The 26,957-nt window shown below is 72.2% G+C and carries 24 protein-coding genes; 12 read left to right on the top strand and 12 right to left on the bottom strand.

Features of this window, described 5'->3' with window-relative positions; genetic code table 11:
- Positions 1 to 79: 79 nt before the first annotated feature.
- The gene (locus ACWD4A_RS20190; protein ID WP_451195639.1) at positions 80 to 1,309 is read right to left on the bottom strand and encodes a cytochrome P450; all 1,230 of its coding nucleotides are present in this window, start codon (positions 1,307 to 1,309) and stop codon (positions 80 to 82) included.
- 329 nt (positions 1,310 to 1,638) lie between these two features.
- Here ACWD4A_RS20190 and ACWD4A_RS20195 point away from each other — a divergent pair, with 329 nt between their 5' ends.
- The 3 genes from ACWD4A_RS20195 (at position 1,639) to ACWD4A_RS20205 (ending at position 4,575) form a co-directional block, all read left to right on the top strand.
- Positions 1,639 to 3,180 carry an FAD-dependent monooxygenase gene (locus tag ACWD4A_RS20195; RefSeq protein ID WP_451195641.1) on the top strand — a complete coding sequence of 514 codons (1,542 nt, stop codon included), beginning with the start codon at positions 1,639 to 1,641 and terminating at the stop codon, positions 3,178 to 3,180.
- A gap of 10 nt (positions 3,181 to 3,190) precedes the next feature.
- Entirely contained in the window at positions 3,191 to 4,222 is a 1,032-nt protein-coding gene (locus ACWD4A_RS20200; RefSeq protein WP_451195643.1) for a TolB family protein, read from the top strand.
- Positions 4,223 to 4,341: 119 nt separating this feature from the next.
- Positions 4,342 to 4,575, top strand: a complete 234-nt coding sequence (locus tag ACWD4A_RS20205) for a hypothetical protein (protein WP_451195645.1) — start codon at positions 4,342 to 4,344, stop codon at positions 4,573 to 4,575.
- Between the two features lie 95 nt (positions 4,576 to 4,670).
- On the opposite strand, the gene ACWD4A_RS20210 is transcribed toward ACWD4A_RS20205, so the two are convergent.
- On the bottom strand, positions 4,671 to 6,836 hold the full coding sequence (locus ACWD4A_RS20210) for a hypothetical protein (protein ID WP_451195647.1): 2,166 nt from the start codon (positions 6,834 to 6,836) through the stop codon (positions 4,671 to 4,673).
- Between the two features lie 188 nt (positions 6,837 to 7,024).
- On the opposite strand from ACWD4A_RS20210, the gene ACWD4A_RS20215 reads away from it, so the two are divergent.
- Both ACWD4A_RS20215 and ACWD4A_RS20220 read left to right on the top strand, forming a co-directional pair.
- Positions 7,025 to 7,354 carry a hypothetical protein gene (locus ACWD4A_RS20215; protein WP_451195649.1) on the top strand — a complete coding sequence of 110 codons (330 nt, stop codon included), beginning with the start codon at positions 7,025 to 7,027 and terminating at the stop codon, positions 7,352 to 7,354.
- A gap of 238 nt (positions 7,355 to 7,592) precedes the next feature.
- The gene (locus ACWD4A_RS20220) at positions 7,593 to 8,219 is read left to right on the top strand and encodes a 50S ribosomal protein L25/general stress protein Ctc (protein WP_451195651.1); all 627 of its coding nucleotides are present in this window, start codon (positions 7,593 to 7,595) and stop codon (positions 8,217 to 8,219) included.
- A 67-nt stretch (positions 8,220 to 8,286) separates the two neighbouring features.
- On the opposite strand, the gene ACWD4A_RS20225 is transcribed toward ACWD4A_RS20220, so the two are convergent.
- Both ACWD4A_RS20225 and ACWD4A_RS20230 read right to left on the bottom strand, forming a co-directional pair.
- Positions 8,287 to 9,066 (bottom strand): VOC family protein, encoded by a 780-nt coding sequence (locus tag ACWD4A_RS20225; protein WP_451195653.1) that lies wholly within the window; start codon positions 9,064 to 9,066, stop codon positions 8,287 to 8,289.
- A gap of 185 nt (positions 9,067 to 9,251) precedes the next feature.
- On the bottom strand, positions 9,252 to 10,301 hold the full coding sequence (locus ACWD4A_RS20230; RefSeq protein ID WP_451195655.1) for an NAD(P)-dependent alcohol dehydrogenase: 1,050 nt from the start codon (positions 10,299 to 10,301) through the stop codon (positions 9,252 to 9,254).
- Positions 10,302 to 10,420: 119 nt separating this feature from the next.
- Between ACWD4A_RS20230 and ACWD4A_RS20235 the strand changes: the two genes are divergently transcribed.
- Positions 10,421 to 11,293 carry a helix-turn-helix transcriptional regulator gene (locus tag ACWD4A_RS20235; protein ID WP_451195657.1) on the top strand — a complete coding sequence of 291 codons (873 nt, stop codon included), beginning with the start codon at positions 10,421 to 10,423 and terminating at the stop codon, positions 11,291 to 11,293.
- A 54-nt stretch (positions 11,294 to 11,347) separates the two neighbouring features.
- Here ACWD4A_RS20235 and ACWD4A_RS20240 read toward each other — a convergent pair whose 3' ends face one another.
- The 3 genes from ACWD4A_RS20240 to ACWD4A_RS20250 all read right to left on the bottom strand — a co-directional run bounded on the left by ACWD4A_RS20240 (position 11,348) and on the right by ACWD4A_RS20250 (position 14,923).
- Complete coding sequence (locus tag ACWD4A_RS20240) at positions 11,348 to 12,208, bottom strand: SCO6745 family protein (protein ID WP_451195659.1); 861 nt, start codon at positions 12,206 to 12,208, stop codon at positions 11,348 to 11,350.
- Between the two features lie 160 nt (positions 12,209 to 12,368).
- Positions 12,369 to 14,126 (bottom strand): M4 family metallopeptidase, encoded by a 1,758-nt coding sequence (locus ACWD4A_RS20245; RefSeq protein WP_451195710.1) that lies wholly within the window; start codon positions 14,124 to 14,126, stop codon positions 12,369 to 12,371.
- 380 nt (positions 14,127 to 14,506) lie between these two features.
- Positions 14,507 to 14,923, bottom strand: a complete 417-nt coding sequence (locus ACWD4A_RS20250) for a gamma-glutamylcyclotransferase family protein (protein ID WP_451195660.1) — start codon at positions 14,921 to 14,923, stop codon at positions 14,507 to 14,509.
- 51 nt (positions 14,924 to 14,974) lie between these two features.
- Here ACWD4A_RS20250 and ACWD4A_RS20255 point away from each other — a divergent pair, with 51 nt between their 5' ends.
- The 3 genes from ACWD4A_RS20255 to ACWD4A_RS20265 are packed head-to-tail and all read left to right on the top strand — an operon-like array spanning position 14,975 to position 18,826.
- Positions 14,975 to 17,302, top strand: coding sequence for an FHA domain-containing protein (locus tag ACWD4A_RS20255; RefSeq protein WP_451195662.1), 2,328 nt, complete (start codon positions 14,975 to 14,977; stop codon positions 17,300 to 17,302).
- 19 nt (positions 17,303 to 17,321) lie between these two features.
- Complete coding sequence (locus ACWD4A_RS20260) at positions 17,322 to 17,906, top strand: hypothetical protein (protein WP_451195664.1); 585 nt, start codon at positions 17,322 to 17,324, stop codon at positions 17,904 to 17,906.
- Positions 17,906 to 18,826, top strand: coding sequence for a serine/threonine-protein kinase (locus tag ACWD4A_RS20265; RefSeq protein ID WP_451195666.1), 921 nt, complete (start codon positions 17,906 to 17,908; stop codon positions 18,824 to 18,826). The genes ACWD4A_RS20260 and ACWD4A_RS20265 overlap by 1 nt, the downstream gene beginning before the upstream one ends.
- Positions 18,827 to 18,846: 20 nt before the next feature.
- Here ACWD4A_RS20265 and ACWD4A_RS20270 read toward each other — a convergent pair whose 3' ends face one another.
- On the bottom strand, positions 18,847 to 19,329 hold the full coding sequence (locus ACWD4A_RS20270) for a MarR family winged helix-turn-helix transcriptional regulator (RefSeq protein ID WP_451195668.1): 483 nt from the start codon (positions 19,327 to 19,329) through the stop codon (positions 18,847 to 18,849).
- Positions 19,330 to 19,444: 115 nt separating this feature from the next.
- Between ACWD4A_RS20270 and ACWD4A_RS20275 the strand changes: the two genes are divergently transcribed.
- Positions 19,445 to 19,858, top strand: coding sequence for an organic hydroperoxide resistance protein (locus ACWD4A_RS20275; protein ID WP_451195669.1), 414 nt, complete (start codon positions 19,445 to 19,447; stop codon positions 19,856 to 19,858).
- An 81-nt stretch (positions 19,859 to 19,939) separates the two neighbouring features.
- Here ACWD4A_RS20275 and ACWD4A_RS20280 read toward each other — a convergent pair whose 3' ends face one another.
- Positions 19,940 to 20,218, bottom strand: coding sequence for a hypothetical protein (locus ACWD4A_RS20280; RefSeq protein ID WP_451195671.1), 279 nt, complete (start codon positions 20,216 to 20,218; stop codon positions 19,940 to 19,942).
- 203 nt (positions 20,219 to 20,421) lie between these two features.
- On the opposite strand from ACWD4A_RS20280, the gene ACWD4A_RS20285 reads away from it, so the two are divergent.
- Entirely contained in the window at positions 20,422 to 21,672 is a 1,251-nt protein-coding gene (locus tag ACWD4A_RS20285; RefSeq protein ID WP_451195673.1) for a wax ester/triacylglycerol synthase domain-containing protein, read from the top strand.
- A complete protein-coding gene (locus ACWD4A_RS20290; protein ID WP_451195675.1) occupies positions 21,672 to 22,781 on the top strand; it encodes a glycosyltransferase in 1,110 nt (369 codons plus the stop codon). Before ACWD4A_RS20285 ends, ACWD4A_RS20290 begins: the two co-directional genes overlap by 1 nt.
- Before the next feature lie 27 nt (positions 22,782 to 22,808).
- Here the strand turns inward: ACWD4A_RS20290 and ACWD4A_RS20295 are convergent, their stop codons facing one another.
- The 3 genes from ACWD4A_RS20295 to ACWD4A_RS20305 are packed head-to-tail and all read right to left on the bottom strand — an operon-like array spanning position 22,809 to position 26,954.
- Positions 22,809 to 24,824, bottom strand: coding sequence for a prenyltransferase/squalene oxidase repeat-containing protein (locus ACWD4A_RS20295; protein ID WP_451195676.1), 2,016 nt, complete (start codon positions 24,822 to 24,824; stop codon positions 22,809 to 22,811).
- Positions 24,748 to 25,890: a Rieske 2Fe-2S domain-containing protein gene (locus ACWD4A_RS20300; RefSeq protein ID WP_451195678.1), complete on the bottom strand. Its 1,143-nt coding sequence runs from the start codon at positions 25,888 to 25,890 to the stop codon at positions 24,748 to 24,750. Before ACWD4A_RS20300 ends, ACWD4A_RS20295 begins: the two co-directional genes overlap by 77 nt.
- Positions 25,887 to 26,954 carry an NAD-dependent epimerase/dehydratase family protein gene (locus ACWD4A_RS20305; protein WP_451195679.1) on the bottom strand — a complete coding sequence of 356 codons (1,068 nt, stop codon included), beginning with the start codon at positions 26,952 to 26,954 and terminating at the stop codon, positions 25,887 to 25,889. Before ACWD4A_RS20305 ends, ACWD4A_RS20300 begins: the two co-directional genes overlap by 4 nt.
- Between the last annotated feature and the right edge of the window lie 3 nt (positions 26,955 to 26,957).

Below are 26,957 nucleotides of genomic sequence, written 5' to 3' on the forward strand. Positions count from 1 at the left end.
CCGACCGGTTCCGTGCGGCCGCCCGGAGGCCGCACGGAACCACCCAACGGCTTTGCTCCACGGATGACTTGACGCAGCTTCAGCGCAGCAGAACCGGAAGGTCCTGCAACCAGTTCATCGTCATGCTGGGCCGCCGCCGGACCTCCTCCGCCGGCACGGCCAGCCGCAACCGCGGGAACCGGTCCAGCAACTTGCCGAAGAGGATCTCCATCTCCGCATGCGCGAGCATCGCGCCGACGCACCGGTGCGCGCCGTGCCCCATCGCCAGATGCGCGTGGTCGGTGCGCGTGATGTCGAAGCGGTGCGGATCGGGGAAGCGGCGCGGATCGCGATTGGCCGCCGAGACGGCGATCAACAGGAACTCCCCGGCCGGAATGGACACCCCCTCGCCCAGGTCGACGCGCTCCGCCGTGTAGCGCGGACCCACCGCGCGGAACGGCCCGTCGTGCCGCAGGCACTCCTCGATGGCGCCGGTCAGCAGCGAGCGGTCCGCGCGCAGCGCCGCGTACTGCTCGGGGTGGCTCAGCAGCGCGAACATCCCGTTCGCGATGGCGTTCGCCGTCTCGATGCCCGCGATCAGCAGCAGGAACGCGGTGGAGGCCAGCTCGTGACGGGTGAGCGGGCGCCGCCCCTCGGGCCTGGACCCCAGCGTGGACAGCAGACCCCGGGCGGGATGCGTACGCCTCCGGTCGGTGAGGCGCTCGCTGAAGTCGGCGAGGATCAGGGACGTCTTCCGTACGTTCTCGGAGCCGCGCCGGCACATCAGGGTGTCGAACCAGGCCGGAAATCCCGGCTGTTCACCCTCCCGCAGCCCGAGGAGCTCGGAGACCACGGCCACGGAGAAGGGGTACGCGACCCGGGCGCGGAACTCCACGGGCTTGTGGCCCCGCGTGGCCGCGAGGGCGCCGAGGATCTCGTCCGCGAACATCTCGATGCGCGGCCGCAGCGCCTCGATCCGGCCCCGGCTCAGCGCCTGCTGGGTGCCCTGCCGCAGCCGCTGGTGCTCCGGCGGATCGCTGTTGATCATGTTGGCCCGGATGCGGGTGGTCATCTCGCGGCGCCGTTCCGAACGGGCGAGGTGCTGCTCCCTCAGATCCGGGCGCTTCCAGTCGTCCTTGCGCACCGAGGACGAGGTGAGGAGCCCGCGGGCCTCCTCGTAACGGGGAATCAGCCACAGGCGCGTACCGCTCACGCCGGTCACCAGCGTGGCGGGCGCCCGGTCGCGCAGGGTGTCGAAGACGGGGTGTGCGTCCTGGAAGAAGGCCGGGGTGAAGATCCCGGGCGGGGCGGCGGTCCGGTCGGTTGGCACAGCGAGCCTCCTCGGACAGGGGTGGACAGGCGCCATGGGCGGGCTCTCGGTGCCGAGGAGCATGGCTTGGTGCGCTGGACGACCCTGGCTGCGATGGGAGTTGAGGGGCGACGGGGTGGCGCGATGCCCCGGAATCCTACCCAGGGTGTCCGGTCGATTACACATGGCGACGGTGTATGGGGAGAGGCGGCGGTGGCCGGGTCGCCGCGTGGCCGGGCACGGCCATTCGAGTGGGAGCGCGGGCGAACCCATGGCCCTCGGCTTTCCCATGAGCCACACTCCGCCGAGTCGGAACAGCGGTACGGCGAAGAACGGGTGGAGACCTCGCGATGGACTTCGGCAGCGTGGACGGCGGCGACGTCGAGGTCGTCGTCACGGGCGCGGGCCCGACCGGCCTGACCCTGGCCTGTGACCTGGCGCGCCGCGGGGTGCGCGCGCTGCTCGTCGAGCGGGGGAGCAGGCTCGCCCCCGGGTCGCGGGAGCAGGAACTCCGGCCGCGCGCGCAGGAAGTCCTCGACGACCTCGGCGTCCTCGGCACGGTACGGGCGGTCGGCGCGCCGCATCCGGCGCTGCGGTACTGGGAGGACGGCGAGCCGCGCGCCGACCGGGACCTGTTCGAACGCGGCGGATCCGTGCCGTACCCCGAGGTGTGGGCGGTCCCGCAGTGGCGCACCCGGGAGATCCTCCACGCGCGGCTGCGGGAGCTCGGCGGTGACGTGGTGTTCGGCGCCGCCCTCACCGGACCGACCCCGGCGGCCGACGGCGTCGAGGTCCGGCTGGTGTGCCAGGGCCGCGCCCGGACCGTGCGCGCCGCCTACGTCGTCGACACGGACGGCGGCACGGACGGTGGCACGGGCGGTGGCGCCGGAACGGTCCGGTCCGCGCTCGGTATCGCCGGATCCGCCGAGGCGTTCGACGGGCGGCCGGTGCTCGTCGCGGACATCCTGGCCGACGGACTCGACAGGAACCACCGGCACATCTGGCCCGGGGCGAAGGGCGGCGCCCTGGCGCTGAGCCCGCTCGCGTGCGCGGACACCTTCCACCTGCTGGCCCGGTACGAGGACGAGGACGCCCGGCCCGACCTCTCCGAGGAGGGCATCCGCCACCTGATCGCCGAACGCACCCACCTGTCGGTGGTCGACGTCCGCGGGGTGCGGTGGGCGACGGCCTTCCGGGAGGCGGCCGCCCTGGCCGACTCCTATCGGTCCGGGCGCGTCCTCCTCGCCGGTGACGCCGCGCACGTCCATCCGCCCTTCGGCGGGCTGGGGCTCGACACCGGTGTGCAGGACGCGCACAACCTCGGCTGGAAGCTCGGCATGGTGCTGCGGCACGGTGCCGATCCCGCGCTGCTGGACTCGTACGAGGAGGAACGCCGGCCGGCCGCGGCCGCGGCGATCGCCGAAGGGGCCCGGCTGCACCGGGACTTCCTGCTGACCGCTGACGAACCGGCCCGCCGCCCTCTCCCGCCGGACACGGGCCACCGTGGCACCTCCCTGGCCGTCGACACCAGACGCCGCCTGCCGCCGGGCGCGCTGCGCGCGGGCGACAGGGCGCCCGACGCGCCGTGCGGACACGCCCGGATCCTCGACCTCTTCCGCGGCCCGCACTTCACGCTGCTGGCCTTCGGCGCGGTGGAGCCACCGCCGCTCGACGGCTTCCCCGTCGTGACGTACCGAGTGCACCCGGAGGACCGCCCGGCCCACGAAGCGTACGCCTCCCGCGGCCTCTTCCTCGTGCGACCGGACGGATACGTCGGCTGGGCGGGCTCCGGCGGCGCGGGACTGCGCGCCTACGTGGCGCGGCTGGGGAAGGCGCAAGCTTCTCGGATGATTCGAACAGAAGGGCCTCTACAGGAGGTTGGGGTCCACTAGGGTCGGTCCGGTGCGCAGTCGTCTGCTGGTCGCCGCGGTGTTCCTGACCGCCTTCGTGCTCACCGCGTGCGGCTCCGGGGAGGAGTCGCCGCGGCCGCCCACGCCGTCCGAAGGCCGTACGGCCCGCGGCGACGGCGCCCAACTGCTCTTCCAGGGGCAGGGGAAGACCAGCGCGCAGAACCCCGCGTTCTCGCCCGACGGGAAGTCCGTCCTCTTCACCCTCTTCCACGACGGCTACAACGAGGGCGCCGCCGCCCTGCGGGTGCTTCCGTTCCGGGACGGCGCCCCGGAACGGCCCGGCACGCTGCTCGACGAGACCGACCGGGCCGCGGTCAACCTCCCGGGCTCCAGCTGGCACCCCTCCGCGGGGGTCGCCTTCGCCTCCGACCGGGCGGGCCGGGACGAGGTGTGGGTGCTGCCGCCGGGCGGGAAGCGGCCCACCAGAGTGACCGAACACGACGGTGACACCGGCTACTTGGAGCCCAGCTTCTCCCCGGACGGCGCCTGGATCGTCTTCCAGGAGATCGTGGAGAAGGGGGACGGGCGGGAGAGCGAGGACGACCCGTCCGCCCTCGGCTCCCTCTGGAAGGTCAGGCGCGACGGCAGCGCCCGCACCCGACTCCTGGACGGCCCCGGCACCCGCACGGACAACCGTCAGCCCAACTGGTCGCCCAAGGGCGACCGGCTGGTCTTCCAGCGGCGCTCGGCCGACAGCGATAAATGGGCGCTGTACGTGATGAACGCCGACGGCACCGGCCTCCACCGGCTCACCGACGTGCCCGGCGAACACACCGACCCCAGCTGGTCGCCCGACGGGCGCTCCGTCGTCTTCTCCTCCACGGCGGGCGGCCTCGACACGCCGCAGATCTTCGTGATCCCGGCCGGCGGCGGCCGTCCCGCCCGGGTGACCGGGAGCGGCAACGGCTACGACGGCGCCCCGAGTTGGTCGCCCGACGGCCGCTGGATCGCCTTCGAGTCCCACCCGGGCGACGAGGACCGCCCCACCTCCCTCTGGCGCATCCCCGCCCCGAAAACCCGGTAAGGGAACGGGGCGGACTGCCACCGGTTTCGCAAAATATGTTTTCATGAACGAACTGCCCAGTTATCGCCAAGTAGCGGGCGGAGTAGTGACTTCCCGGCGGAATGCCCGTTTACCACGGTATGAAGCGCACTTCTGCCGTTCTCGTACTCGCCGCCTCGGTACTGGCCGGCGCCCCTGTCGCCCACGCCGCCGACGACCCCCTGTCCCAGCTGACCCGGCTGGGTGATGCAAAGCGGTTGCCCGCCAACGGAATTCACAAGATCAAGGACGTGAGCGAAGCCCTCACGAACCATGTCGAGCAGGGAAGGCTGGTTCCCGACAGCGAGGCATCGGTCCGCGTGAACCCTCACTGACCGGAACACGCCGGAACAACCCCCACCGTCCCCGGTCCCGCGCCTGTGCCGCGGTACCGGGGACAGTGCTGCCCGCCCGGCGTGGTGGTGAGCGGTCAGTTCATCGTGACCGTCAGCAGCGAGTACTGAGCCACCGTCAGTGTCACCGTCGCCGTCGTGCCGACCACCCGGAAGTCGACCGGCTGCGGCGCCGGGGAGGCACCGTCCGGCGAACTCACCGTCGCGGCCGCCACCCGCTTCCCCGCGGGGACCGCGAGCGACACCGTACAACTGGTCGGCGCCGTCCTGAACGCGGCCGGAGTGTCACCGAAGCCGGTGAAGTTCACCAACTGGACGACGGTGTCGTCGCCGAGCCTGCTCACCTCCAGATGGATCCGGCGGTCACCCGCGAGCGTCACGTCCTGCGGCGCCGCCGCGGTGACCGGACCGAGGAGCTGATCGGCACTCGCCTGGTCACCGGCCGCCAGATAGCTCTTGCCGACGAGCTTCTGCACGTACCAGCAGGTGCCCGAACCGAATCGGTTCTGCTTGCTCGCGGGCAGCGCGTCCGCCTTGCGGAAGCCGAGGACGTCGGCGAGCGCGTACTCGCTCCGCGCCGTGCCCAGCTCGTCGAGCCCGGTGGGCGCCGGGCCGGTGATCACCACCGTGCCGCCGCCCGCCACGAAGTCGCGGAGCACACCCGCCTCCGCGTCCGACACGGCCTGCAGATTCGGCAGCAGCAGCACGCGCAGGCCCGCCAGGTCGGCCGCGGTGAGGCCGGGGCTGGGCACCGTGGTGAACGGGACGTGCGCGAGCACCAGCGCCTTCACCGTGCCGCGGAACTCGCCCAGCCACTGCTGGTTGACACAGCTCTCCTCGGTACTGCCGGAGCTCCACCACTCCTTGACCCCGGACGGCTTCTTGGTGTTCACGTACATGCCCGTGCCGACGGAGGGGCTGACGAAGTCCCGCGAGGCGGAGGAGTGGTAGACGCCGACCGTGGCGGTGGAGACCGCGTTGTACAGCTTCTCCTGGTTGGCCGCCACGAAGGCGTACATCCGGGTGCGCATCGCCTTGTCGGTGGTGTCGTTCTTGAACGGGCTCTTCACCTCGTACGGATTGCAGCCCGCGGCCAGCAGCTCGGCCATCACCAGCGACGCGTCGTCGGCCTGCCAGCCGTACGAGAACGCCCAGGCGGGCTTGGTGCCGCTGGCGGCCCGCGCGTACTTGTACATGGAGATCAGGCAGGTCCAGTCGGAGGCCGTCGCATGGCGCATCCCGTCGTAGTTGCCGAGGATGTCCACCTCCCATACATGGCTGACGCCCTCCGCCTTCCGCAGGTACGCCCCGTCGAGGCCGACCAGCGTGGCGTACTGGTAGTCCATGCTCACCGTCTCGACGAACGTCACCAGGTCCGGGTTGACGGAGCGTCCGGCGGCGGCGATGTCGAGCTGCCACTGCAGCAGATTGCGGTGCCGCCACTCGACGTAGCGGCGGAAGGGAAGGCTGCCGAAGTCCGCCTTGGCGGGCAGCGCGAGCCCGGTGTCGGCCCGGAACGCGTCCGCCGCCCAGGCCGAGGTGTCGCACCAGCTGATCGCGCCGTCGAAGTAGATCGGCACATCCGGCCAGACCGCGTCCAGACCGGTCCCCGCGAGCCGCTTGATCCGGCCCAGGTAGAAGTCCCGCCAGGGGGAGTTGGGGCTCACCCAGCAGCTCTCGTCGCCCGGGTCCACCCAGACCACCAGGCTGCCGTAGAACACGTTGGGCTTGCCGTCGAGCCCCTTCTGCACCCAGTCCTTTCCGCCGCCGTCCTTGTAGAACGAGGGGCCGTTCTCGCCGCCGACGCTGATGACCTCCAGCGAGGGGTAGTACACGACCACGCGGATACCGGAGGCGTGCGCCAGCTCCACAAAGCTCTTGATCTTGCCGAGATGGGTGGCGAAGTCGGCCTCGGTGATCCAGTTCGACAGGATGGTGTCGAGCTCGATCACATTGACGTTCTGCGACTTCAGCGCGGCGATCACCGGCTTCATGTCGCGCGTGGGATCGGCGTCCTCGTCGAAGGTGCCGTCGGCCAGCCGCGCGAAGCGGCTCCACTCCGGGAAGGCCCCGGGGGCCCCGGCAGCCCCCTGACGGGCGGCGGCCGCCGCCCACGCCGGGGTGTCGTACAGCTCGAACGGGCCGGGGAACCGAGGCGCCAGCCCCGCAGCCATCGCGGTGGCACCGGCCCCCAGGCCCGCCAGTAACACGCCCCTACGGCTGAATCTTCGCATTCCGCTCATGGACTTCCCCTCGATCGCGCGACGGTGTCTGCACGGTGCCCGCAAATTCTGCCCGATCTCCCTCGTCACGGCGGGCCGATTCCGTATACGGGCCGACGGGGGATGTTGCGGGCCCGCACCCGCACCGCACCCTGGGGGTGACCGTGAAACCCCTACCTCGGGAGCGAGTTGTGGCGAAGCTCTGGACAGTGACCATTGTTTCCGACCGGTATCCGGCACCGGGGCCGATGGCGTTGCGCTGCTCGGAGTCGGGGTGCAGGCCGGATCCCGTTCCGCTGCCGTCGCCCTCCGCCGCGCGGACCGCGGCCGCGGGCCACCTCGCCGCCCACGGGCACGGCACGGGGGCGGCACGGCCCGCCGCGCCCTGCGGTTGCGGACGCGAAGCCGACCGTCAGGTGATCACGCACACGGACGCGGGCCGGGTCTGGTGCCTCGCCGCGCTGTGCGCTCCGTGCACCGGCTCGATACCGGACGCGCGGGTGCTCCGCCCGCTGAACGCCCGCCGGGGCGCGCCGTGATCCCGTTACGGCCGCACCGGGGAACTCCCACGATCGGAGTGCTCCCTGGGCCGTACGGAGCAGTGACGGAGCACGTCCGTGCCTCCGTGCTGGTTAAGCTCCCGGAGTTGCTCGGCGAGGGAGGCCGTACTCATGGGGTGCGGCGATGCGTCATCGGCGCACCCCTCGTACCAGGTCTGTCAGGGCCCGGGTGACGGCCACCCGGTACACGGACAGTCTGAACGCGAGGAGTGCAGTCATGGCCGAGGTAAAGCTGAGCGCCGAGATGCGTACCGAGTTCGGCAAGGGCTACGCCCGCCGCATCCGCCACGCCAACAAGGTCCCGGCGGTCGTCTACGGGCACGGGGCCGACCCCAAGCACGTATCGATCGACGGCCATGCGCTGATGATGGCGCTCAAGACCCCGAACGTGCTGATCAGCCTGGACGTCGACGGCAAGAGCGAACTCGTCATCCCCAAGGCCGTGCAGCGCGAGCCCGTCCGCGGCTTCCTCGTCCACGTCGACCTCCTCACCGTCAAGAAGGGCGAGAAGGTCACCGTGGAGGTGCCGGTGCACACCGAGGGCGAACTGGCCCCCGGCGGCAACCTGCTCGAACACATCCTGAACGCCCTGCCGGTGGAGGCGGAGGCCACCCACATCCCGGAAGGGTTCACCGTGTCCATCGAGGGCCTGGAGGCCGGACACACCATCAGGGCCGGGGACATCAAGCTGCCGCGCGGCAGCTCCCTGGCCATCGACGAGGACGCCGCCGTGCTCCAGGTCGTCGCGGCCCAGGCCGAGGAACCGACCGAGGAGGAAGAGGAGGAGGAAGCGGAGGAAGCCGCTGCCGCTCCCGAGGCGGAGGCCGCGCCCGAGGAGGGCTGACCCCCTCCCGGCGGGCACGGACGGTGTGCGGTCTCCTGCAGGCGGGGGACCGCACACCGTCCGTGCGTCAGGCCGCCGGCGGGTTGGGCTTGATGATCGCGAACGGCGCGCCGAAGGGGTCCGCGAGCCAGCCGATCCGGCCGACATCCGGCACGTCGGCGGCGGGCACGAGCACCGAACCGCCGTTCTCCCGCGCCTTGTCGGCGATCTCGTCGGCGTCGTCGACGGAGAAGTACGGGATCCAGCGCGTCTCGTCCGGGTCGGGGGCGGCCACGAGGCCGCCGAAGGACGCGTCCTCCTGGGCCCCTTCGGCCGTGGACAGCACCGTGTACGTCATCTCCGGCATCGCCATCTCCTGGCTCCGCCAGCCGAACAGCGTGCGGTAGAAGGAGAGGGCGGCCGACGGGTCGGTGGAGTGCAGCTCGGCCCAGCACAGGGCGTTGCTCTCCGAGGCCGCCTCCACGCCCTTGACCGCGGCGGGCTGCCACACGGAGAACTCGGCACCGCCCGGGTCGGTGAGACAGGCCATCCGGCCGGCCTCCATGACGTCGAACGGCGCGACCCGCACCGTGCCGCCCCCTTGCTCGACGGCCTTGGCGGTCGCGTCGGCGTCGGGCGTCTGGAAGTACACGGTCCAGGCCGGGGAAGCGCCCTCCTCCATGAGGGGCCCGAGGCCCGCGACGGTCTTGCCGTCCTTCTGGAAGAAGCCGTAGCCGCCGGCGTCCGGGCCCGCCGACTGGAGGTCCCAGCCGAACACCGCACCGTAGAAGGCTGCCGCGGCCGCGGTGTCCGGACTCCCGAGGTCGAGCCAGTTGGGCGAGCCGGTCGCAAAGTCGGTACTGAGCATGATGGTGCGCTCCTTCGACTGATCGTCGCCGGGGCCCGGTTCGCCGCGGATCGCGAAGAACGCCTGTCCCCCGGACGCCTTTCAGTCTGGCACCGGCCACTGACAATCGCGCGATGCCCGGCCGCCGGTGCCCCCGGCGCGTGGAGTCGCGCGGGGGCGGCCGGGGCCGGGCACCGGGGCGCCGGTCAGATCGTCGCGGTGTCGATCACGAAGCGGTACCGGACGTCGCTGGCGAGCACCCGCTCGTACGCCTCGTTGATCTGCTCGGCACTGATCAGCTCGATGTCGGCGCCGAGGCCGTGCTCACCGCAGAAGTCCAGCATCTCCTGGGTCTCCGCGATGCCGCCGATCATCGAACCGGCGAGGGACCTGCGGCCCTGGATGAGGGCGAAGGCGGACACCGGCAGCGGCTTCTCCGGGGCGCCGACCTGGACCAGCGTGCCGTCGGTCCTCAGCAGGGAGAGGTAGGCGCCGAGGTCGAGATCGGCGGAGACCGTGTTCACGATCAGGTCGAAGGTGCCCGCGAGCGTCTCGAAGGTCGCCGGGTCGGAGGTGGCGTGGAAGTGGTCCGCGCCCAGCCGCTCGCCGTCGTCCTTCTTGCGCAGCGACTGGCTGAGCACGGTGACCTCCGCACCCATCGCGTGCGCGATCTTCACGCCCATGTGGCCGAGGCCGCCCAGCCCGACGATGGCGACCTTCTTGCCGGGCCCGGCCTGCCAGTGGGCGAGCGGCGAGTACAGGGTGACACCGGCGCACAGCAGCGGCGCCGCGGCGTCCAGCGGGATGCTGTCGGGGATGCGCAGCACGTAGTTCTCGTCCACGACGATGTGCGTGGAGTAGCCGCCGTACGTGGTCTCGCCGTCACGGCCCGTCGCCGCGTACGTGCCGACCATGCCGTTCGTGCAGTACTGCTCGAAACCGGCCTCGCAGTTGGCGCACTCGCGGCAGGAGTCGACGAAGCAGCCGACGCCCACGCGGTCGCCCACCGCGTACCGGGTGACACCGGAGCCCACCGCGGTCACCACGCCCGCGATCTCGTGGCCGGGGACGACCGGGAAGGTGCCGCCCTCGCCCCACTCGCCGCGTGCCGTGTGGATGTCGGAGTGACAGATGCCCGCGTACTTGATCTCGATGAGGACGTCGTGCTCGCCCGGCTCGCGGCGCGAGATCGTGGTCCGCTCCAGCGGTGCCTTCGGGGACGGCGCGGCGTATGCGGGGACAGTGGTGAGGTTCATGGTGTCGATCCTGCGACTGTCCGGAGGCCGTAGCCAGCACTCCGTTCTGCCTACGTTCGCCGTGCCTACCACTGACAGGACCACCCTGGCCCCCGCGGATGCCCCGCATACTGGGGGTCATGGACCAGCGCACCGAACTGAGCGAATTCCTCCGCTCCCGTCGAGCCCGCCTCAGCCCCGAGGACGTCGGCCTGACACCGCACGGTGGCCGACGGCGGGTGCCGGGGCTGCGGCGCGAGGAGCTCGCCCAGCTCGCGGGCGTCAGTGTCGCCTACTACACCCGCCTCGAACAGGGCCGGGGACAGAATGTGTCCAGCTCCGTGCTCGACGCCATCGCGGAGGCGCTGCGGCTCAACGGGGCCGAACGGGACCATCTCAACCACCTGGTCCGGCCGTGCCGGACGCGCAAGCCCGTCGTGCGGCGGCAGCGCGTCCGCCCGGCGGTGCAGCAGCTGATCGACAGCATGGACAACGTCCCCGCCTACGTCGTCGGCCGGCGGCTCGACATCATCGCCTGGAACCGGATGGCCTGTGCCCTCCTCGGTGACTTCTCCGAGTTCCCCGACCACCAGCGCAACATGGCCTGGCAGATCTTCCTCGACCCCGCGAGCCGGGATCTCTACGTGGAGTGGGACCGGAAGGCCGCCGACATCGTCGCCTTCCTCCGGCTCGACGCCGGGTGCTACCCCGACGACCCGCTGCTGGCCTCGCTGGTCGGCGAGCTCTCCGTGAAGAGCCAGGAGTTCAGGGAGCTGTGGGCCACGCACGACGTGCAGGACAAGGGGCCCGGGGTCAAACAGCTGCGGCACCCCGTCGTGGGGCAGCTGACGCTCGCGTGCGAGACGCTGGTGCTGCCCGCGGACGCGGGGCAGCAGCTCGTCACCTACCACGCGGAACCGGGCTCCGCCTCCGCGGAGTCGCTGCGCCTGCTGGCCAGTTGGACCCTCGGTACGGCCGATGCCTCGCCGTCGGCGTCACGTTCCGGCGCGTAGGAGACACGTGGGGGCGCGCAGGGGACGCGTGGGGGAGTCGCCCTGCGCGCTCCTTCAAGGGCGCGGTGCGCCGATGGGGTTGGGGACCGGGAACGATCCGGTGTCGACGAGGTGGCGGCTGAGCGGCCCGGCCAGGGCGATCACTTCCTCGACGCCCGATGCGCCCAGTGCGGCCACCGGGTCCGCCGCCAGCCGGTCCGTGGCGTCCTCCAGTTGCCGCCGCAGCGCGTCTCCCTTCCGGGTCAGCCGTGCCGTACGGTCCAGCAGGCCGCGCGCCTCCAGCCTGCGGCGGCTGTCCGTCCAATCGGCCTCGCTCCAGCCCCTGTTGGCCAGGAAGACGTCGAGGGGGGCCGCCCCGGTCGCCACGAGGGTGTGCGTGGCGTCCAGACCGCTCAGCCCGGCGTGGACCGCGGCCAGGACGTGGCCGTCGCCGCGGTGCTCGCGCAGCACTGTCGCCGCCAGCCACACGCGCCCGGCGGCCTCCGGGGGCGGCCGCACCCCGGACCAGCCGGCCGCCAGCGGCCGCCCGTCGTAACGGCAGGCCGCCACGGCGCGTTCCAGCAGTTCCGCGAGGCGTTCGAGACGGTCCTCCGAACCGGGTGGCAACGCGCGTTCCAGCGCCGCCCGCACCGCGTCGAGGCGGGTGGCGAGCACCGCCTCCGGTGACGCGTAGGCCCAGGCGTCGGGCAGCGAACGGGCCACCATCGCCGGCGCGAAGCCGAAGAACATGGCGGCCACGGGCGGGGCGTCCAGCGCCCCGAGCGGCGCGACCCGTCCGGCGAAGTAGCCCATCCACCAGCTCGGCAGCCCGACCGCCTTGGCCGCCGCGGCGGGTTCGGGCGCGAAATACACCAGGGAGTGCAGCGGCTCGACGGCTTCCCAGAAGCGTCTGGCCGGTGTGGGACTCGGATCCATCGTGTCCTCTCGACGGGACCGGGTCCTCGGACGGAACCCGGGCGTTGGGCACCCAGGATCGCTGTTGTTCCCGCCCGGGAGCAATGCTGTTCCGGAGACGGATGTGCCTCCGGGGCACCGCCGATGAGGCGCCCCGGAGGCAGGTGACCGTCGCCGGCCGTCAGTGCTTGGCGGCCGGGCCTTCCTTCGGCGTGTTGGCCTCGGTGACGTTCACCGCGGCCCACGCCTTGTCGACCGTCTTGTACTCGGTGCCGTTCGCGCCGTAGATGTCCGCCGCCGCCTGCAGGGTCGCGGTGCGGGCCTCGTGGAAGTCGGTGGTCGAGACCATGTACCGGGTCAGTGCCCGGTAGAAGATCTGCTCCGCCTTGTCCCGGCCGATGCCGGACACCGTCGAGCCGTCGGACGTGGGGGAGTCGTAGTCCACGCCGCCGATCGTCTTCTTGCCGCTGCCCTCGGCGAGCAGGTAGAAGGCGTGCGAGGAGACACCGGAGCCCGCGTGGACCTCACGGTCGTAGGAGCCGGAGTCCCAGAAGTCGACCGTGCCCTCGAGCTTGTCCTCGGACGGCCGGTCCAGACGGCGCAGGAACTTCTGGTCCAGGCCGAGCTTCTCGCCGATCAGGTAGTTCGGGGGGTTGGCCGGGTTGTTCGTCTTGAACTCGACGGCCGTGCCGAAGATGTCGGCGAACGACTCGTTGAGCGAGCCCGCCTCGCCGAACTGGTTCTGGCGCGCGTCCACCCGGGTGGGCTGGAAGTCGGCGGTCGCCTCGACCACGCCGTGGGTGAGCTCGTGACCGGTGACGTCCAGGGCGACCAGCGCCTGCTTGAACGTTTCTCCATCGCCGTCGCCATAGAGCATGCAGGAGCAGTCGGGGGACCAGAAGGCGTTGCCGACCTTGTCGCCGAAGTGCACGACCGCGTTCGGGCCCGCGCCGTCGTTCTTGATGCCGTTCCGGCCGAACGTGCTCTTGTAGAAGTCGAGCGTGCTGGTGATGCCGTACTGCGCGTCCACCGCGGCGGTGGAGGGGTCGGAGGACGTGCCGTTGCCCCAGCTGTTGCTGGTGTGGACGAAGGGCTTGCCTTCGTTGAAGGAGTTGACCTCCTTGCCGCCGGCGTCCCGGGTCTCGGCGCCACCGCGGCTGGGGTCCTTGAGGGTGAAGGAGTTCGTCCCGGTCTGCGTGGTCGTCAGCGGCACGGTGCCGACGAACAGGGAGGCACCGGAGCCGGTCGCCTGCGCGGGGAAGGAGCCCTGCGCCTTGCCGCCCTTGGCGGGTGGGGCGGTCTTCGCGCCCGTCTTGGGGGCGGCCTGCTGACCCGTGCTGCGCAGCTTGGCCTTGAGCTGCGGGGATATGAAGCCGTCGGTGAGCGGGGTGCTGCTGAGCACCGCGCCCGAGCCCGCGTCCACGACCACGGAGTGGACGCCGCCGGTCTGGGCGGTGCGGCTGTCGGTGACGGTCACGCGGTAGGCGAGGACCGACTTGCCGCCCGTGGCGTCGACCACGAGCTCGGTCTTGCCGGCCTTGCCGTCGGCGGAGGCCGCGGCCTTGGCGGCCGCCTGCGGCGCCGTCAGCTTGGGGGTGACGCTGGGCAGGGATATCTGGTGACGTATCGCGCGGGTCACGCCCAGGTAGCTCTGCTTGGCGTCGAGGTGGACGACGAGGTCGCCGCCGACCACGGGCACACCGCGGTAGACCCGGGCGAACCGGACATGCCGCTTGCCCTCGGGGTCGATGAGGGTGTCCTTGACCGTCAGGGTCTCGGCCTTGCCGACACCGGTCGCCGAGGAGTGGCCGACGGCGGCGGCGCGGGCCGCCTTGACGACCTCCGCGTTGGCGGCGCCCGTGGCCGCCGAGACGGCGGAGGCGTGGGCGGACTCGCGGGCCTTGTCCGTGAGCGGGGTCGCGGAGGCGGTGCCCGCCATGGTGGCCGCGGCCACCACCGCGACGGCGGTGATCAGCACTCGCCGGTGAGTCGTGGGGGATGTACGCACTGTTCAGCGCCCTTTGCGGTGAGGGCGGTTCGGGACGTGCCCGGCCGCCTGCATACACGCGGTGCTGTCACTGGCGCACCGCGGGAACCCTGTGGTCCCGCGGAAAACAATGCATGCATTGGCATGCCCATGAAAGAGGAAAAGTCGCGATGTCCGATCAGTTGATCCAGTCTTAACAAAGGACCAACAGATGGTGATGGGACGTCTACTCGGTGGTGAGGACGGTACTGTTGGGGCCCAGGTTGTCCGCGCGGCGAAAGTGTTCACCATGTGAGACGCGTGCGGATCCGGCGGCCCGTCCCCGAACTCCGTCAGCCAGGCCAGCTGTTGCCCGGCACCCGCCCGCCGCGCAGCCGGAGCCGCCGCGCCACGTCCTCCGACGCCAGGTACACCCAGACCCGTACCGTGCCCCCGCGCTCCGGCGCGGCCGTGCGCACCACCCGGACGTAGTGGTTGGCGGAACCGCCCGGCGCATACCCTTCCAACACGTCGAGCGACGCCAGCACCGCGTCGTAACGGTCCGGCGCGAGCCACACCACCTCGCCGCGGACCTCCCCCTCCGGGTCCGTCACGGCGTACGGATACCCCGGTCCCTCGAACAGCACGACGCCCCGCATCCGGGCCGGCTCCTCCGCCACCGTCCGGCCGCGCAGGAACCGCCCGTGGTTGCCGTGCCCGGGGCGCAGCGTTCCGTATACAAAGACGGGCAGCCGCTCGGGGTCGGTCACGACGGTCTCCTTCCGAAGGCGGGGGCAGCGGGCCCGCCGTAAACTACCCCTATGGGAGAGCGGCCGGTCGCGCCCTCCGCCCCCGAACTCGTCATCGAGTCCGACAGCGGCTCGTGGACGACGGGTCCGCACCGGACCCTCCACGTGGGGCGCGATCCCTCGGGCGACATCGTGTTCGGCGACGCGCGGGTCTCGTGGCACCACGCGGTGCTGCGCCCCGTCGGGGACCACTGGACGGTCGAGGACACCGGCAGCACCAACGGCACCTACCACGACGGCAGACGCGTCCACGCCGTGGACGTGGGACCGGAAACGGTGCTGCGCTTCGGCAACCCCGTCGACGGCCCGGCCCTCGTGCTCAGACCCGTCGCCCTGCCGCCCGTCTCCCGGCCCGGCTCCACCGGGACGTTCCGACAGCCCACCTCCGTGCGCCCGCTGCCCTCCCGCACCGTCCGCATCGGCCGCGCCGCCGACAACGACCTGGCCCTCGACGACCTGGTCGTCTCCCGCCGCCACGCCGAATTCCGCACCGCACCGGACGGCGGCTACGAGATCGTCGACCTCGGCAGCCACAACGGCACCTACCTCAACGGACGCCTCGTCCGCCGCGCTCCCGTGCTGCCCGGCGACATCGTCGGCATCGGCCACTCCGCGTTCTGCCTCGTCGGCGACGAACTCCAGGAGTACCTCGACACCGGCGAGGTCTCCCTCGACGTCCAGGACCTCTCCGTCCGCGTGGACAACGGCCGCAAGACGCTGCTCGACGACGTGTCGTTCCCCGTGCGCGCCAAGTCCCTCCTCGCCGTCGTCGGACCGAGCGGCGCGGGCAAGTCGACCCTCCTCAACGCCCTGACCGGGCTGCGCCCCGCCGACCGCGGCACCGTCCTCTACGACGGCCGCGACCTCTACCGCGACTACGCCGAACTCCGGGCGCGCATCGGGCTCGTGCCGCAGGAGGACATCCTGCACACCCAGCTGACCGTGCGCCGCGCCCTCGGCTACGCCGCCGAGCTCCGCTTCCCCGGCGACACCGCGAAGGCCGAGCGCCGGGCGCGCGTCGACGAGGTGATCGGCGAACTCGGCCTCGGGCAGCGCGTCGACCAGCCCATCCACAGCCTCTCCGGCGGCCAGCGCAAACGCGTCAGCGTGGCCCTGGAACTCCTGACCAAGCCCTCCCTGCTCTTCCTCGACGAACCCACCTCCGGACTCGACCCGGGCATGGACCGCTCGGTGATGACCATGCTGCGCGGCCTCGCCGACGACGGCCGCACGGTCATCGTCGTCACGCACAGCGTGCTCAGCCTCGACCTGTGCGACCGCCTGCTCGTCCTCGCGCCCGGCGGCCGGACCGCGTTCTACGGGCCGCCCGGCGAGACCCTGCCCTTCTTCGGGTTCGACGAATGGCCGCAGGCCTTCGAGGCGTTCGAGAACGACACGGACCGGGACTGGGCGGAGCAGTACCGGGCCTCCCCGCAGTACCGCCAGTACGTCGCCGCCGCCACCGAACAGCCCCACCTGGCCGGGGTCCCGGCCCGCGCGCCCGCCACCGCGCCGCTCAAGGCCCAGAGCTGGGGAGCCCAACTCCGCACGCTGGTCCGCCGGTACACGGCGGCGCTGACCGCCGACCGCATCTTCCTCGTCATCATGATCGCGCTGCCGTTCATCATGGGCGCCATGACCCGCGCCCTGGCGGGCAGCAGGCTCACCGCCGAGACCGCCATGAACGCCCTGCTCATCCTGTGCATCGGCGGCGTACTCGCGGGCGCGGCCAACGCGGTCCGCGAACTGGTCAAGGAACGGGCGATCTACCAACGGGAACGGGCGGTCGGCCTGTCCCGGTCCGCCTACCTGATGTCGAAGGTCGTGGTCCTGGGGCTGATCACCGTCTGCCAGGCGGTGGTGCTGACCCTGGTCGGCCTGCTCGGCGTCGATCTCGGCGCCCCGCACGGCCGGGGCGTGCTCGCACAGCCCCTCGTCGAGATCACGGCGGCCGTGGCCCTGCTGTCGTTCACCGCGATGATGCTCGGCCTGCTCATCTCGGCCCTGGTGCGCAAGGAGGAGGTCACCATGCCGCTGCTGGTCCTCCTCACCATCGTCCAGGTCGTCTTCTGCGGGGCACTGGTCAAGCTCCACGGGGTGCCGGGGCTGGAGCAACTGGCCTGGCCGGTGCCCTCGCGCTGGGCGTTCGGCGCTATGGGCGGGACGATCGACCTGCGGCGCATCGCCGTCGACAGCAAGCTGACCACCGACCCCCTCCTGCGCCACGCCGCGGGCACCTGGCTGCTCAACATGAGCATGATGGCCGTGCTGTCGGTCCTCTTCGGCATCGTCGTCGTCCGGCTGCTGCGCCGCCACGAGCCCACCGTCATGCGGAAGTAAGACCCGCGGGAGCCGCACCATGAACCAAGCCACCGTCCTGGACGCCACCGCGGACTTCCGGCCCACCCACGTCGTGCCCCCGGACGGCCTGCCCACCTGGTCGGCCCCGGACGGGGCGGTGCCCACCGAGCCGCTCGACCCGCTGCTGCCCGTACGGCTCCTGGACCGCCGGGGCGACTGGGGACAGGTGCTCTGCTCCAACGGCTGGACCGCCTGGGTCGACGCCCGGCCGCTGGTGGCACTGCCGCAGCGCCCGCCCGCGGCCGGAGGCCCGCTCACCCGTACGACCGACGCGCAGCGGCTGCTCGCCCGGGTCGAGGAGACGCTGGGGCGTTACCGCACGGCCGTCGCCGGCCTCGCGGCCGGACAGCTGGACGGGGAGACCTTCCGGCGGAGCACCGAGGGGCTGCGGATCGGGGTGGTCGTCGACGGGGACGCCGTCTGGCTCTACGACCCGGACGAGGGCCACTGGTGCTACTGCGACGGCACGGCCATGTCGGTCCTCGCCGCGTCTCTCCCCGCGCCGGAGCCCGGGGCGCCGGGGCGGGTTCCGCCGGACGGCCCCGGTGCCGCCACCCGGATCGTCGGGCCGGGTGACGGCTGATGGCACCCGGGCGCGACCCCGTCGAGCGGCCCTCCGAACTGATCGGGCGCCGGATCGCCTCGTACCGGGTGGAGAGCGAGATCGGACGCGGCGGCATGGCCGTCGTCTACCGCGCCCGCGACCTCCGCCTCGGGCGCACCGTCGCGCTCAAGCTGCTTGCACCCGAACTCGCCCGCAACGACACCTTCCGGCAGCGCTTCGGCCACGAGTCGAGGGTGGCCGCCGCCATCGACCACCCGCACATCGTGCCCGTCTTCGAGGCCGGTGAGGCCGACGGCCTGCTCTACATCGCCATGCGGTACGTGGCCGGGCAGGACCTCCGCGCGCTCCTCGACCGCGGCGGTCCGCTGCCCCTGGACACCGTCTGCCGGATCGCCGCCCAGGTGGCCTCCGCCCTCGACGCGGCCCACGCCCACGACCTGGTGCACCGGGACGTCAAACCCGGCAACATCCTGGTGGCGGAGGGCACCGACAGCGAGCACCCCGAGCACGTGTACCTGACCGACTTCGGGCTGACGAAGAAGTCGCTGTCCCTGACCGGCTACACCCGGGTGGGCCAGTTCGTCGGCACGCTCGACTACGTCGCGCCGGAGCAGATCTCCGGGAAGCCGGTGGACGGGCGCTGCGATGTGTACAGCCTGGGCTGTGTGGTGTTCGAGATGCTCTCGGGCGCGCCGCCGTTCCGGCGTGACGACGACATCGCGTTGCTGTGGGCGCATCAGTACGAGCCGCCGCCGCGGCTTCCCGGACTGCCGTCCGGTGTGAACGACGTGCTGGGCGGGGCGTTGGCGAAGGCGCCCGACGACCGGTTCGAGAGCTGCTCGCGGTTCGTCGCGGCCCTGCGGCGGGCGGGTGCCACGGCCGCCTCGCGGCCTCCGCCGCCACCGCGCTGGGCCGCCCCGGTGTTCCCCTCCTCTTAGGCCCTTAGCCTCTTAGGCCCTTAGGTACGGTCCGGTGCGGCCGTGAGGGCCGCCTGGTCCAGCGCGGTCGTCAGCCGGTCGAGACGCGCTTGCAGATCGCGGACCTCGTCGAGACCGAAGCTCGTCGCGGCGGCGATCCGGCGCGGCACGAGGAGCGCGCGCTCACGCAGGGCGGCGCCGTCGTCGGTGAGGTGGATGTGCACCGACCGTTCGTCCCGGGAACTGCGCTCGCGCCGTACCAGGCCGGCCGCCTCCAGCCGTTTGAGCAGCGGTGACAGGGTCCCGGAGTCGAGCCGCAGATGCTCACCCACCTGCTTCACGGGCAGCTCGCCGTGTTCCCACAGCACCATCATCACCAGGTACTGGGGGTAGGTGAGCCCAAGATCCTTGAGGAGCACGCGGTAGAGGCTGCCGAAGGCGCGTGACGCGGCGTTCAGGGAGAAGCAGAGCTGCTGGTCGAGGCGGAGGTAGTCCTCGTCCGGCGGGTCCGGTGTGGCGGTCATTCCTTCAGGGTAGCCCTACGCCATTTAGTTGTGCACAACTTAATTGCGTGCTCTACTGAAGGGGCGGGGTGGTCGGACAGGCCGTCCCGCAGGAACTGTGAGAGGAATGGTTTCCATGGACGCGCTCTACACCGCCGTCGCCACCGCGACCCACGGCCGCGAGGGCCGCGCCGTCAGCTCGGACGGCCGCCTCGACCTCCAGCTGGCCATCCCGGCGGAGATGGGCGGCAACGGCCAGGGCACCAACCCGGAGCAGCTGTTCGCCGCCGGCTACGCCGCCTGCTTCGCCAGCGCCCTGGGGCTCGTCGGCCGCCACGCGAAGGTCGACGTCAGCGAGGCCGCGGTGACCGGCGAGGTCGCCATCGGCAAGCAGGGCGAGGGCTTCGGCCTGGCCGTCACGCTGCGCGTGGAACTGCCCGACTCCGTCGACGCCGAGACCGGCCGCAAGCTGGTCGACCAGGCCCACCAGGTCTGCCCGTACTCCAACGCGACCCGCGGCAACATCCCGGTCGAGATCGTCGTCGAGTAGCCACGCCCCCGCCGCGGCCCCGTCGACGCGGGGCGTGCGGCGGGTGCCGAGGGACCTTGTCGCCCTGATCGACGGGGAAAGCTATGGCGTCCAGTACCCGTGGACCGGCGAGATCTCCGGCTGTGAACCCTGCGGCAGGCCCATCTCCTGGGCCACCGGCATCAGGATCCCCATGAACTTCTCCATGGCCTGCTCCGACTCCCACAGGTTGTAGATCATCAGCCCCGAGCCCGTCGGGACGCAGACGTGCGAGAGGCAGCCCTCGAAGGGGTTGCCGGGCAGTGCCTGGAGCTTGCCGTTCAGGGTGTCGTACTGGTCGGTCGTCACGCCCGCCAGCTCGGCCTTCACCAAGATCGCCATCTGGGTCTCCTCCGTGTGCCCGGCACCTGTACACCGCCGCCGTGACGGGTCCGTGCCGGAGCCAGCACACCACGTACCCCTGCGGGTGGCACCCGGCGCGCGGGTGCACGGGGCGTCCGGAGCGCACGCCCCTTCCCGGTCGGCACTGCCCCCGTGGCTCTCGTCGCGTTTCAGGGGCCCGCCGCGCAGGCAGTATCAGGTCGATGAGCGGTTCCTTTCCCTTGTCGTTGCCGGACAGCTTCATGGCCCGGCACACCTGTAGTTCTCTCGTCTGGTGCGTGACGTTCCTGCTGCGCGGCAGCCCGCCCGCCGTGGGCGACCTCCGGCGCCACGTGTCGGCGAGGTGGGGCCAACTGCCGCGCCTCAGGCGGGTGCTGACGCCGCCGCCCGGGACGCCCGGCGGCGGCCGGCACCGTTGGACGGAACAGCCTGCCTTCGTGGCGGAACACCATGTCGTCCAGGACCCGGCCGGAACCACGCTCGAGGCGTGGGCGTCCGGTTTCCTGGTGCGTCCGCTGCCACCGGACCGGCCACTGTGGCAACTGCGCGTCATGGCGTGCCCGGAGGAGGGGGGATACGGGCTCCTGCTGCGCATGCATCATGTCGTGGCCGACGGCCAGTCGGCGATGACATTGACGCGTCTGCTCCTGGACGGTTCCGGGGGCTCGGTCCCGAAGCCTCGTCGGCCTCCCGATCGCAGTGATCCTCGTCGCGTTCTGGACAGCTTCCTGGGGGCCGGTCTGGCCGTCCCGTTGCCTTCCGGCCAGAGTGTCCGGCCTGCCTGCACTTGGGCACCTGTCGACGTCGACGCGTTCCGGGCGGCGCGCAGGGCCCTGCCCGGCCATACCGCGACCACCACCGAAACCGTGCTGGCGGCAACGGCCGGCGCCCTGCGCTCCTGCTTCGGTGACCCGGCCGGGTGGCCCCGAGCACGTGCCCGAAGCCGTGGCCGGGTCTTCACCTGGGTCCCGGTGAGCCTCCGCACCGTCGACAACACCGACGAACTCGGCAATCTGGCGAGCACGTTCCGTCTGCCCCTCCCCGTCCACTGCGATACGCCGACGGGCCGTCTCCTGGCGTGCCGCGGTCTCGTGGACGCCTTCGGCCGCCGTGCCCTGGACCTGCCCTGGCAGTCGGCCCGGCTGGTGTCACTCCTGGGGCCACGCGCGATGGACGCCGTTCTCGCCCGCGCCACAAGGCCCGCGCATACGGCCGTGAGCTGTACGAGCCTGCCCTGGGGGCGCACCCGATGGACTCTCGGCGGGCAGCCGCTGGTCCGGATCATGGTGTCTCCCGTGGTGCCGCCCGTCGGATGCTGCTCCTTCATCCTCAGCAGTTACGCCGACACCTCCCTCGTCGCCGTGACGACCCACCGTTCGCCGGGTGACGCCCGTCGGCTCGCGGACGCCTTCGCCCGCGAGGTCGCCCTGCTCGCAGAGCACGGCTCGGCCTGATGCCGACGGGGACGGCCGGCCGGGACAGGCCGCCGCGCGTGCTGGTGGTCTCGGGCAGCATGGGCGCGGGGCACGACGGTGTCACGGGAGAACTCGTCCGTCGGTTGCGGGAACGCGGCGTGGATGCCGTCCGCCGGGACTTTCTCGACGCGTTGCCTCGCCCGTACCGGGCTCCGCTGAGGGGCGGGCACGCGTTCACCGCCCGGTACACCCCCCGGGTCTTCGAGTGGCTGGCCCGCTGCGAGGAACACGATTCGACCCTCCGCAGGCTGACGCTCCGGGTGTGCGGCAGGGCTCGCCGCGAGGTGGCGCGCTGGGCGGCCGGGGGCTTCGATGTCGCGGTCTCGACCTTCCCCCTCGCGTCACAGGCCCTGGGCATGCTCCGGCAGGACGGTGGACTCGGCATGCCCGTGGTGTGCTGTCTGACCGATCCGGCGCCGAACCGGCTGTGGGTGCATCCGGGCCTCGACGTATATCTGACGGTTATTCAGGCGACGGTGGTGGAGGCCGCGGAGCGTTACGGGGTGACGATGTCGGTCGGCGGGCCGCTGGTGGCCGCCGCGTTCCGGAGGCCGGTGGACGAGGCCGCCCGCCGGGCGTTGCGCGCGGAGCTGGGGGTGCCGGCCGGCCGGCTGATGGCGCTGCTGGTGGCGGGGGAGCTGGGGGCCGGCGAGGTGATGACGAGCGTCACGGCGGTGCGGGAGGTGCCCGGCACCACGGCGGTCCTCCTGTGCGGCCGCAACGACCGCCTGCGGCGGAAGGCCACGGCCCTGCGGGGCGTCGTGGCGCTCGGCTGGCGCGACGACATGCCGCAGTTGATGGCCGCGGCCGACGTCCTGGTCCACAACGCCGGGGGTCTGTCGCTGACCGAGGCGCTGGTCGCCGGGTTGCCGGCGGTCAGCTACCAGGTGCTGGCAGGGCACGGCAGGCGCAATGCCGCAACTCTCGCCCGTGCCGGGCTCGTTCCCTGGCCCCGCACCCCCGGGGAGCTGGCCGGAGCACTGCGGTCGCAGGCTTCCCGGGGCCGGGTGTTCCCGCTGCCCGCGCCGACGGGGCAGCAGACCACGGACGTGGTCGAGGCGCTGGCACGGCGGGGCCGCGCGGGGTGAGGGAGCCGCACGGAAGCCGTGAGGCTGTCAGCCGGCCCGGTCGAGAGCGGTGAGGTGGGCGCCGAGGGCCCAGAGGGGGAAGCAGTCGGCGTAGTGGCGGTAGTCGAGCATGGCCGTGCCGAAGAAGACGCCGGTCGCCGCCGCCTGCTGCCAGGAACCGTCCTCCGCCTGCCGCTCGCACAGCCAGCGGACGCCATCGCGCACGGACGCCGACGCGGGACCGGTGATCTCCAGCAGCGCGAGCAGCGCCCAGGCGGTCATCACGGGCTGGCTGTCGGGGTGTTCGACATAACGGTCCTCGGTGCATCCGCGGTGGTGCTCGCCCCAGCCGCCGTCGGCCCGTTGCACCGACTCCAGCCAGCACGCGGCCCGAGCCAGCCGGGGATGGGCGGGAGACATCCCGGCGGCGCGCAGCCCCCGGACGGCGAAGAGCGTTCCGTAGATGCGGTTGACTCCCCACGCGGCACGCCAGGAGCCGTCCTGGCACTGTGTCCGGAGCAGGAAGCGGGCACCGCGCCGGACGGCCCGCTCCACCGCCTCGGAGCGCGCCCGGTCTTCCGGCCGCCCGAGCACGGCGAGGGCGACCAGGGCGGAGCCGGTGCATTCGGTGTAGGAGCCCTCCACCATGCAGGCGGAGAACATCTCGGACGGGTTGGCCGCCTCCAGCAGACGGCTGCCCCGGCGCGGCTCGTACGACCCGAACCCGCCGTCCCGGTTCTGCCGGTGCAGCAGGAACGCGACCGCCTGCCGCAACCGTCCGGCGTCGCACACGGGCACGTCCGGGAGGAACCGGCGGGCGTGCAGGAGCGCGGCCACCGCCTCGGCCGTGCAGTCGCTGACGGGCCAGCGGTGACCACTGTCCGAGACGCACCAGCCGCCGACGGCCGGGGCGCGGGCGGTGACCTCGGGACGCGGGACGTCCTCGGTGACCTGGGCGTCGCGCAGATACCCGCACGCCTGGCGGAGGGCGGGGCCTGTGGCGGGGCCGTCCCGGTCGGCGGGCCGGTGGGCCAGCAGGGCCTCGACGGAGAACGCGGTGTCCCAGGTCTGCGTCCGGGCGCCGGCGTAGCGGATGCCACGCTCAGGGTCCGCCCAGCGCCAGTGATCGGCGGCCGTCAGAGCCCGGTCCACTGCCGCCGGGTCCGCCCCCGAGGCGTACAGCACCAGGACGTTCAGCAGGGAGCTGACCGGGGACAGGCCGAGGTCGTGCGTCGTCTCCTGCTCATGGACCACGCGGGCCAGACAGCGGGTCAGCGCGCGGGCACGCGTCCGGCGCAGGGGACGGCGCTCGTACAGCGCCAGCATGTCGAACGCGGCCCGCAGCGCGCGGCCCGGGGGGACCACGGCGTCCGCGCCGAGCAGTCGGCGTTCCGAGCGGAAGGCCGACTGCTCCCGGGGCCGTCCCCGGTCCAGCAGATCCCGTCGCAACTCCGCGGTGAGTGGCTGGCCGAGGTCTCCGGAGAAGCGGATTCCGTAGAGGTAGGCCATGGCCTGGTAGATCGCACGGGTGTGGCAGTAGAGCCGGTCGGGGTGGAAGGGCAACCGGCGCGGCAGCAGAAAGAGCTCCGGGGGCAGCGGGTTGACGGCCCGGTAGTCGTGGAGCCCCGCGACGGCCAGCCAGATCTTGCCCCAGGTGGGCACCGCCCGCGCTCCCCCCGGCCGCGAGCGGAGCCAGGCCGCCGAGTCGGCGCACAGCGGTCCGTCCGCCGGGCTGCCGAGCAGCCGGAGCGCGATATGGGCGAGGACCGTGCAGTACGGGGAGGGACCGTCCGACTCCGGGTGCAGCCTCCAACCGCCCTCCGGGGTGACCGTGACGCGGTAGTGCCGCGTCATCGCCGCGCGGGTCGGCTCCGGCAGGGGCCGCCCGACGATGCGGCACACGATGACGTACTGGGAGAGGATCATGGTGTTCCACACCATCTCCCCTTCCCAGCAGCCCGACGGGTGCTGGAGCGACAGCAGCCGGTCAAGGGCCCTGCGGTGCGCCTGGGCCGGGCTCGGGCCGGAGCCGCGCGCCGGGGGACCGTCGGGCGTGTGCGTCACGGGCAAGGTGTTCCCCCCATTTGCGGATGGTGAGGTCCTGGCAGAGCCTGACGGCCGGGTTGAGTTCCACCGTGGGGGCGGCGAAGTGCCGCTCGTACCCCAGCTGTTCGCCCTCCACCGCCGCGCCGTCCTGCGACAGCGTCGGGCGTGCGGTGAACGCGCTGACCGCACGCATCAGGGGCGCCGTCAGCCGGTACGGAACGGTCAGGCCGGTGCCGGGGACCTGGATGCCGTCGGCCTTGAAGTAGAAGAGGAAGAAGGCCCGTGTGGTCCGGCGGTCCATGGGGAGCAGGAAGAGCCAGTGCCTGATGTAACCGCCGGTGTCCGAGAACTGGTAAGGGTAGCGGTAGGTGATGTCGATGGACGTGGTGTCGGCCCGCCTGCGGTTGACGAAGTGCCGGACGAAGCGGCCGCCGCCGATGAAGGCGTCGTAGGAGATCTCGACGCTTTCCCCGTCCTCCGTCACGCCGTGGTGGGTCAGCTTGGCGTCCCAGAACGGCCGGTACCTGCGGTGCAGATAGGCGTGGGTGAAGTCGCTCGTGTTGTCGATGATCAGGGAATGGTGGGCGCGCCAGACGAAGGAGATGTCCATCCGGGGCCAGGGCCGGGGGCCGGTCAGCTCGGGGATGCCGGGGACGTGCCGCTCGGCCGCGCGGGCGGGGTCGCCCGGGAAGACCCAGATCAGGCCGTGACGGGTCGTCACCGGGTAGGTGCGCACCCTCACTTCGGGCTCGGCGCGCCCGAAGAGATCGTGGGCGTAATGCACCACGCGGCCGTCCCCGCCGTAGGTCCAGCCGTGGTACTCGCAGGTGAGATGGCAGCCGTCGACCACGCCCGCGGACAGTCGCAGCTGCCGGTGCGCACAGCGGTCCTCCAGCGCGTGCAGCGAGCCGTCCCGGCCGCGCCAGACCACGATCCGCCGGTCCCAGAAGGAAGTGGCCAGGGTCTTCCCGGGGCGCAGCGCCCCGTCGTACTCGACGGGATACCAGTGGTCGGGATCCATACCCGCCGCCAGGACCTTCTGGCGCCTGCCGCGCGCCTCCCCGAAGCCGGGCGGGCCGGTCATGACGGCCCCGCCGCATCCCCCGGGGGCGCCGCGCCCCGGCGCCGTGGCGGCGCCGCGCCCCGGTGGCCGCCGATCAGCCCGCGCCGGGCGAAGCAGGCGTACGCCTCCTCCACCGCCCGGGCCACACTCGTCGGCCGGTAGCCCAGCTCCCCGATGGCCCTGGCGCAGTCCGCCCGCCGCCGGGAACGGAGGAAGCCCACCGCCGCCGGGGTCAGCCTGGGTTCGTGCCACGGGGCCAGCAGGGACACCACGGGCGCGGCGACCCTGGCGACACCCGCCATCACCGGCGACGGCACCCGCAGCCGCGGTCGGGGACGCCGGCAGACCGCGCCGTAGAGATCGAGCATCTCGTCCACCGTGTGGTAGCGGGTGGACAGCAGATATTTCCGGCCGGCGACCCCGTGGCGCATCGCCAGCAGATGCCCCGCGACGAGATCCGTGACGGAGACGAACTCGAAACCGCCCGGGACGTAGGCCAGCAGCCGCCCGTTCGCGAAATCCAGCAGCAGCCGGCCCATCCGGGACGGCCGGTAGTCGTGCGGCCCGATGATCGCGGTGGACGTCGCGACGACGACATCGAGCCCCTGTGCCGCGGCCTTGGCGCACTCGTGCTCCACCAGCATCTTGCTGACGGTGTACGGAGTGTGCTGCCCGAAGGGGTAGAAGAGATCCTCCTCGGTGCTCGGGACGCCGCGCCGCCAACCGGTCGCGCTCAACGACCCGGTGACCACGACCCGCCGGACATCCGCCCGCCGGGCGGAGGCCAGCAGGTGGTGGGTGCCCACCACGTTCACCTCGTAGATTCCGCGCTCGCCGCCGTTCGCCGTCGAGACCCGGGCGGCGCAGTGGTAGACCTCCCCACAGCCGGCGACAGCGCGCCCCACGGCCTCCGGATCCCTCAGGTCGCCCGGCACACGGTGCACGTCGAGGCCGTCGAGCGCCGGGCCGGACGCTCCCTTGAGCAGCACACGCACCTTCCGCCCCTCGGCCAGCAGCGCACGTACCAGATTGGCCCCCAGATGCCCGGTGGCGCCCGTGACCAGAACCACCCCGCCCCCATCCATGAG

Source organism: Streptomyces sp. NPDC002537 (assembly GCF_053594975.1).

Excerpts from the sequence above, each read along its gene's own strand:
- ACWD4A_RS20210 (WP_451195647.1), bottom strand. The coding sequence starts at position 6,836 with ATGAGCGGAATGCGAAGATTCAGCCGTAGGGGCGTGTTACTGGCGGGC.
- ACWD4A_RS20205 (WP_451195645.1), top strand. The coding sequence starts at position 4,342 with ATGAAGCGCACTTCTGCCGTTCTCGTACTCGCCGCCTCGGTACTGGCC.
- ACWD4A_RS20225 (WP_451195653.1), bottom strand. The coding sequence starts at position 9,066 with ATGCTCAGTACCGACTTTGCGACCGGCTCGCCCAACTGGCTCGACCTC.
- ACWD4A_RS20245 (WP_451195710.1), bottom strand. The coding sequence starts at position 14,126 with ATGGCGGGCACCGCCTCCGCGACCCCGCTCACGGACAAGGCCCGCGAG.
- ACWD4A_RS20275 (WP_451195669.1), top strand. The coding sequence starts at position 19,445 with ATGGACGCGCTCTACACCGCCGTCGCCACCGCGACCCACGGCCGCGAG.
- ACWD4A_RS20230 (WP_451195655.1), bottom strand. The coding sequence starts at position 10,301 with ATGAACCTCACCACTGTCCCCGCATACGCCGCGCCGTCCCCGAAGGCA.
- ACWD4A_RS20300 (WP_451195678.1), bottom strand. The coding sequence starts at position 25,890 with ATGACCGGCCCGCCCGGCTTCGGGGAGGCGCGCGGCAGGCGCCAGAAG.
- ACWD4A_RS20255 (WP_451195662.1), top strand. The coding sequence starts at position 14,975 with ATGGGAGAGCGGCCGGTCGCGCCCTCCGCCCCCGAACTCGTCATCGAG.
- ACWD4A_RS20235 (WP_451195657.1), top strand. The coding sequence starts at position 10,421 with ATGGACCAGCGCACCGAACTGAGCGAATTCCTCCGCTCCCGTCGAGCC.
- ACWD4A_RS20305 (WP_451195679.1), bottom strand. The coding sequence starts at position 26,954 with ATGGATGGGGGCGGGGTGGTTCTGGTCACGGGCGCCACCGGGCATCTG.
- ACWD4A_RS20270 (WP_451195668.1), bottom strand. The coding sequence starts at position 19,329 with ATGACCGCCACACCGGACCCGCCGGACGAGGACTACCTCCGCCTCGAC.
- ACWD4A_RS20280 (WP_451195671.1), bottom strand. The coding sequence starts at position 20,218 with ATGGCGATCTTGGTGAAGGCCGAGCTGGCGGGCGTGACGACCGACCAG.
- ACWD4A_RS20240 (WP_451195659.1), bottom strand. The coding sequence starts at position 12,208 with ATGGATCCGAGTCCCACACCGGCCAGACGCTTCTGGGAAGCCGTCGAG.
- ACWD4A_RS20290 (WP_451195675.1), top strand. The coding sequence starts at position 21,672 with ATGCCGACGGGGACGGCCGGCCGGGACAGGCCGCCGCGCGTGCTGGTG.
- ACWD4A_RS20265 (WP_451195666.1), top strand. The coding sequence starts at position 17,906 with ATGGCACCCGGGCGCGACCCCGTCGAGCGGCCCTCCGAACTGATCGGG.
- ACWD4A_RS20220 (WP_451195651.1), top strand. The coding sequence starts at position 7,593 with ATGGCCGAGGTAAAGCTGAGCGCCGAGATGCGTACCGAGTTCGGCAAG.
- ACWD4A_RS20285 (WP_451195673.1), top strand. The coding sequence starts at position 20,422 with ATGAGCGGTTCCTTTCCCTTGTCGTTGCCGGACAGCTTCATGGCCCGG.
- ACWD4A_RS20195 (WP_451195641.1), top strand. The coding sequence starts at position 1,639 with ATGGACTTCGGCAGCGTGGACGGCGGCGACGTCGAGGTCGTCGTCACG.
- ACWD4A_RS20260 (WP_451195664.1), top strand. The coding sequence starts at position 17,322 with ATGAACCAAGCCACCGTCCTGGACGCCACCGCGGACTTCCGGCCCACC.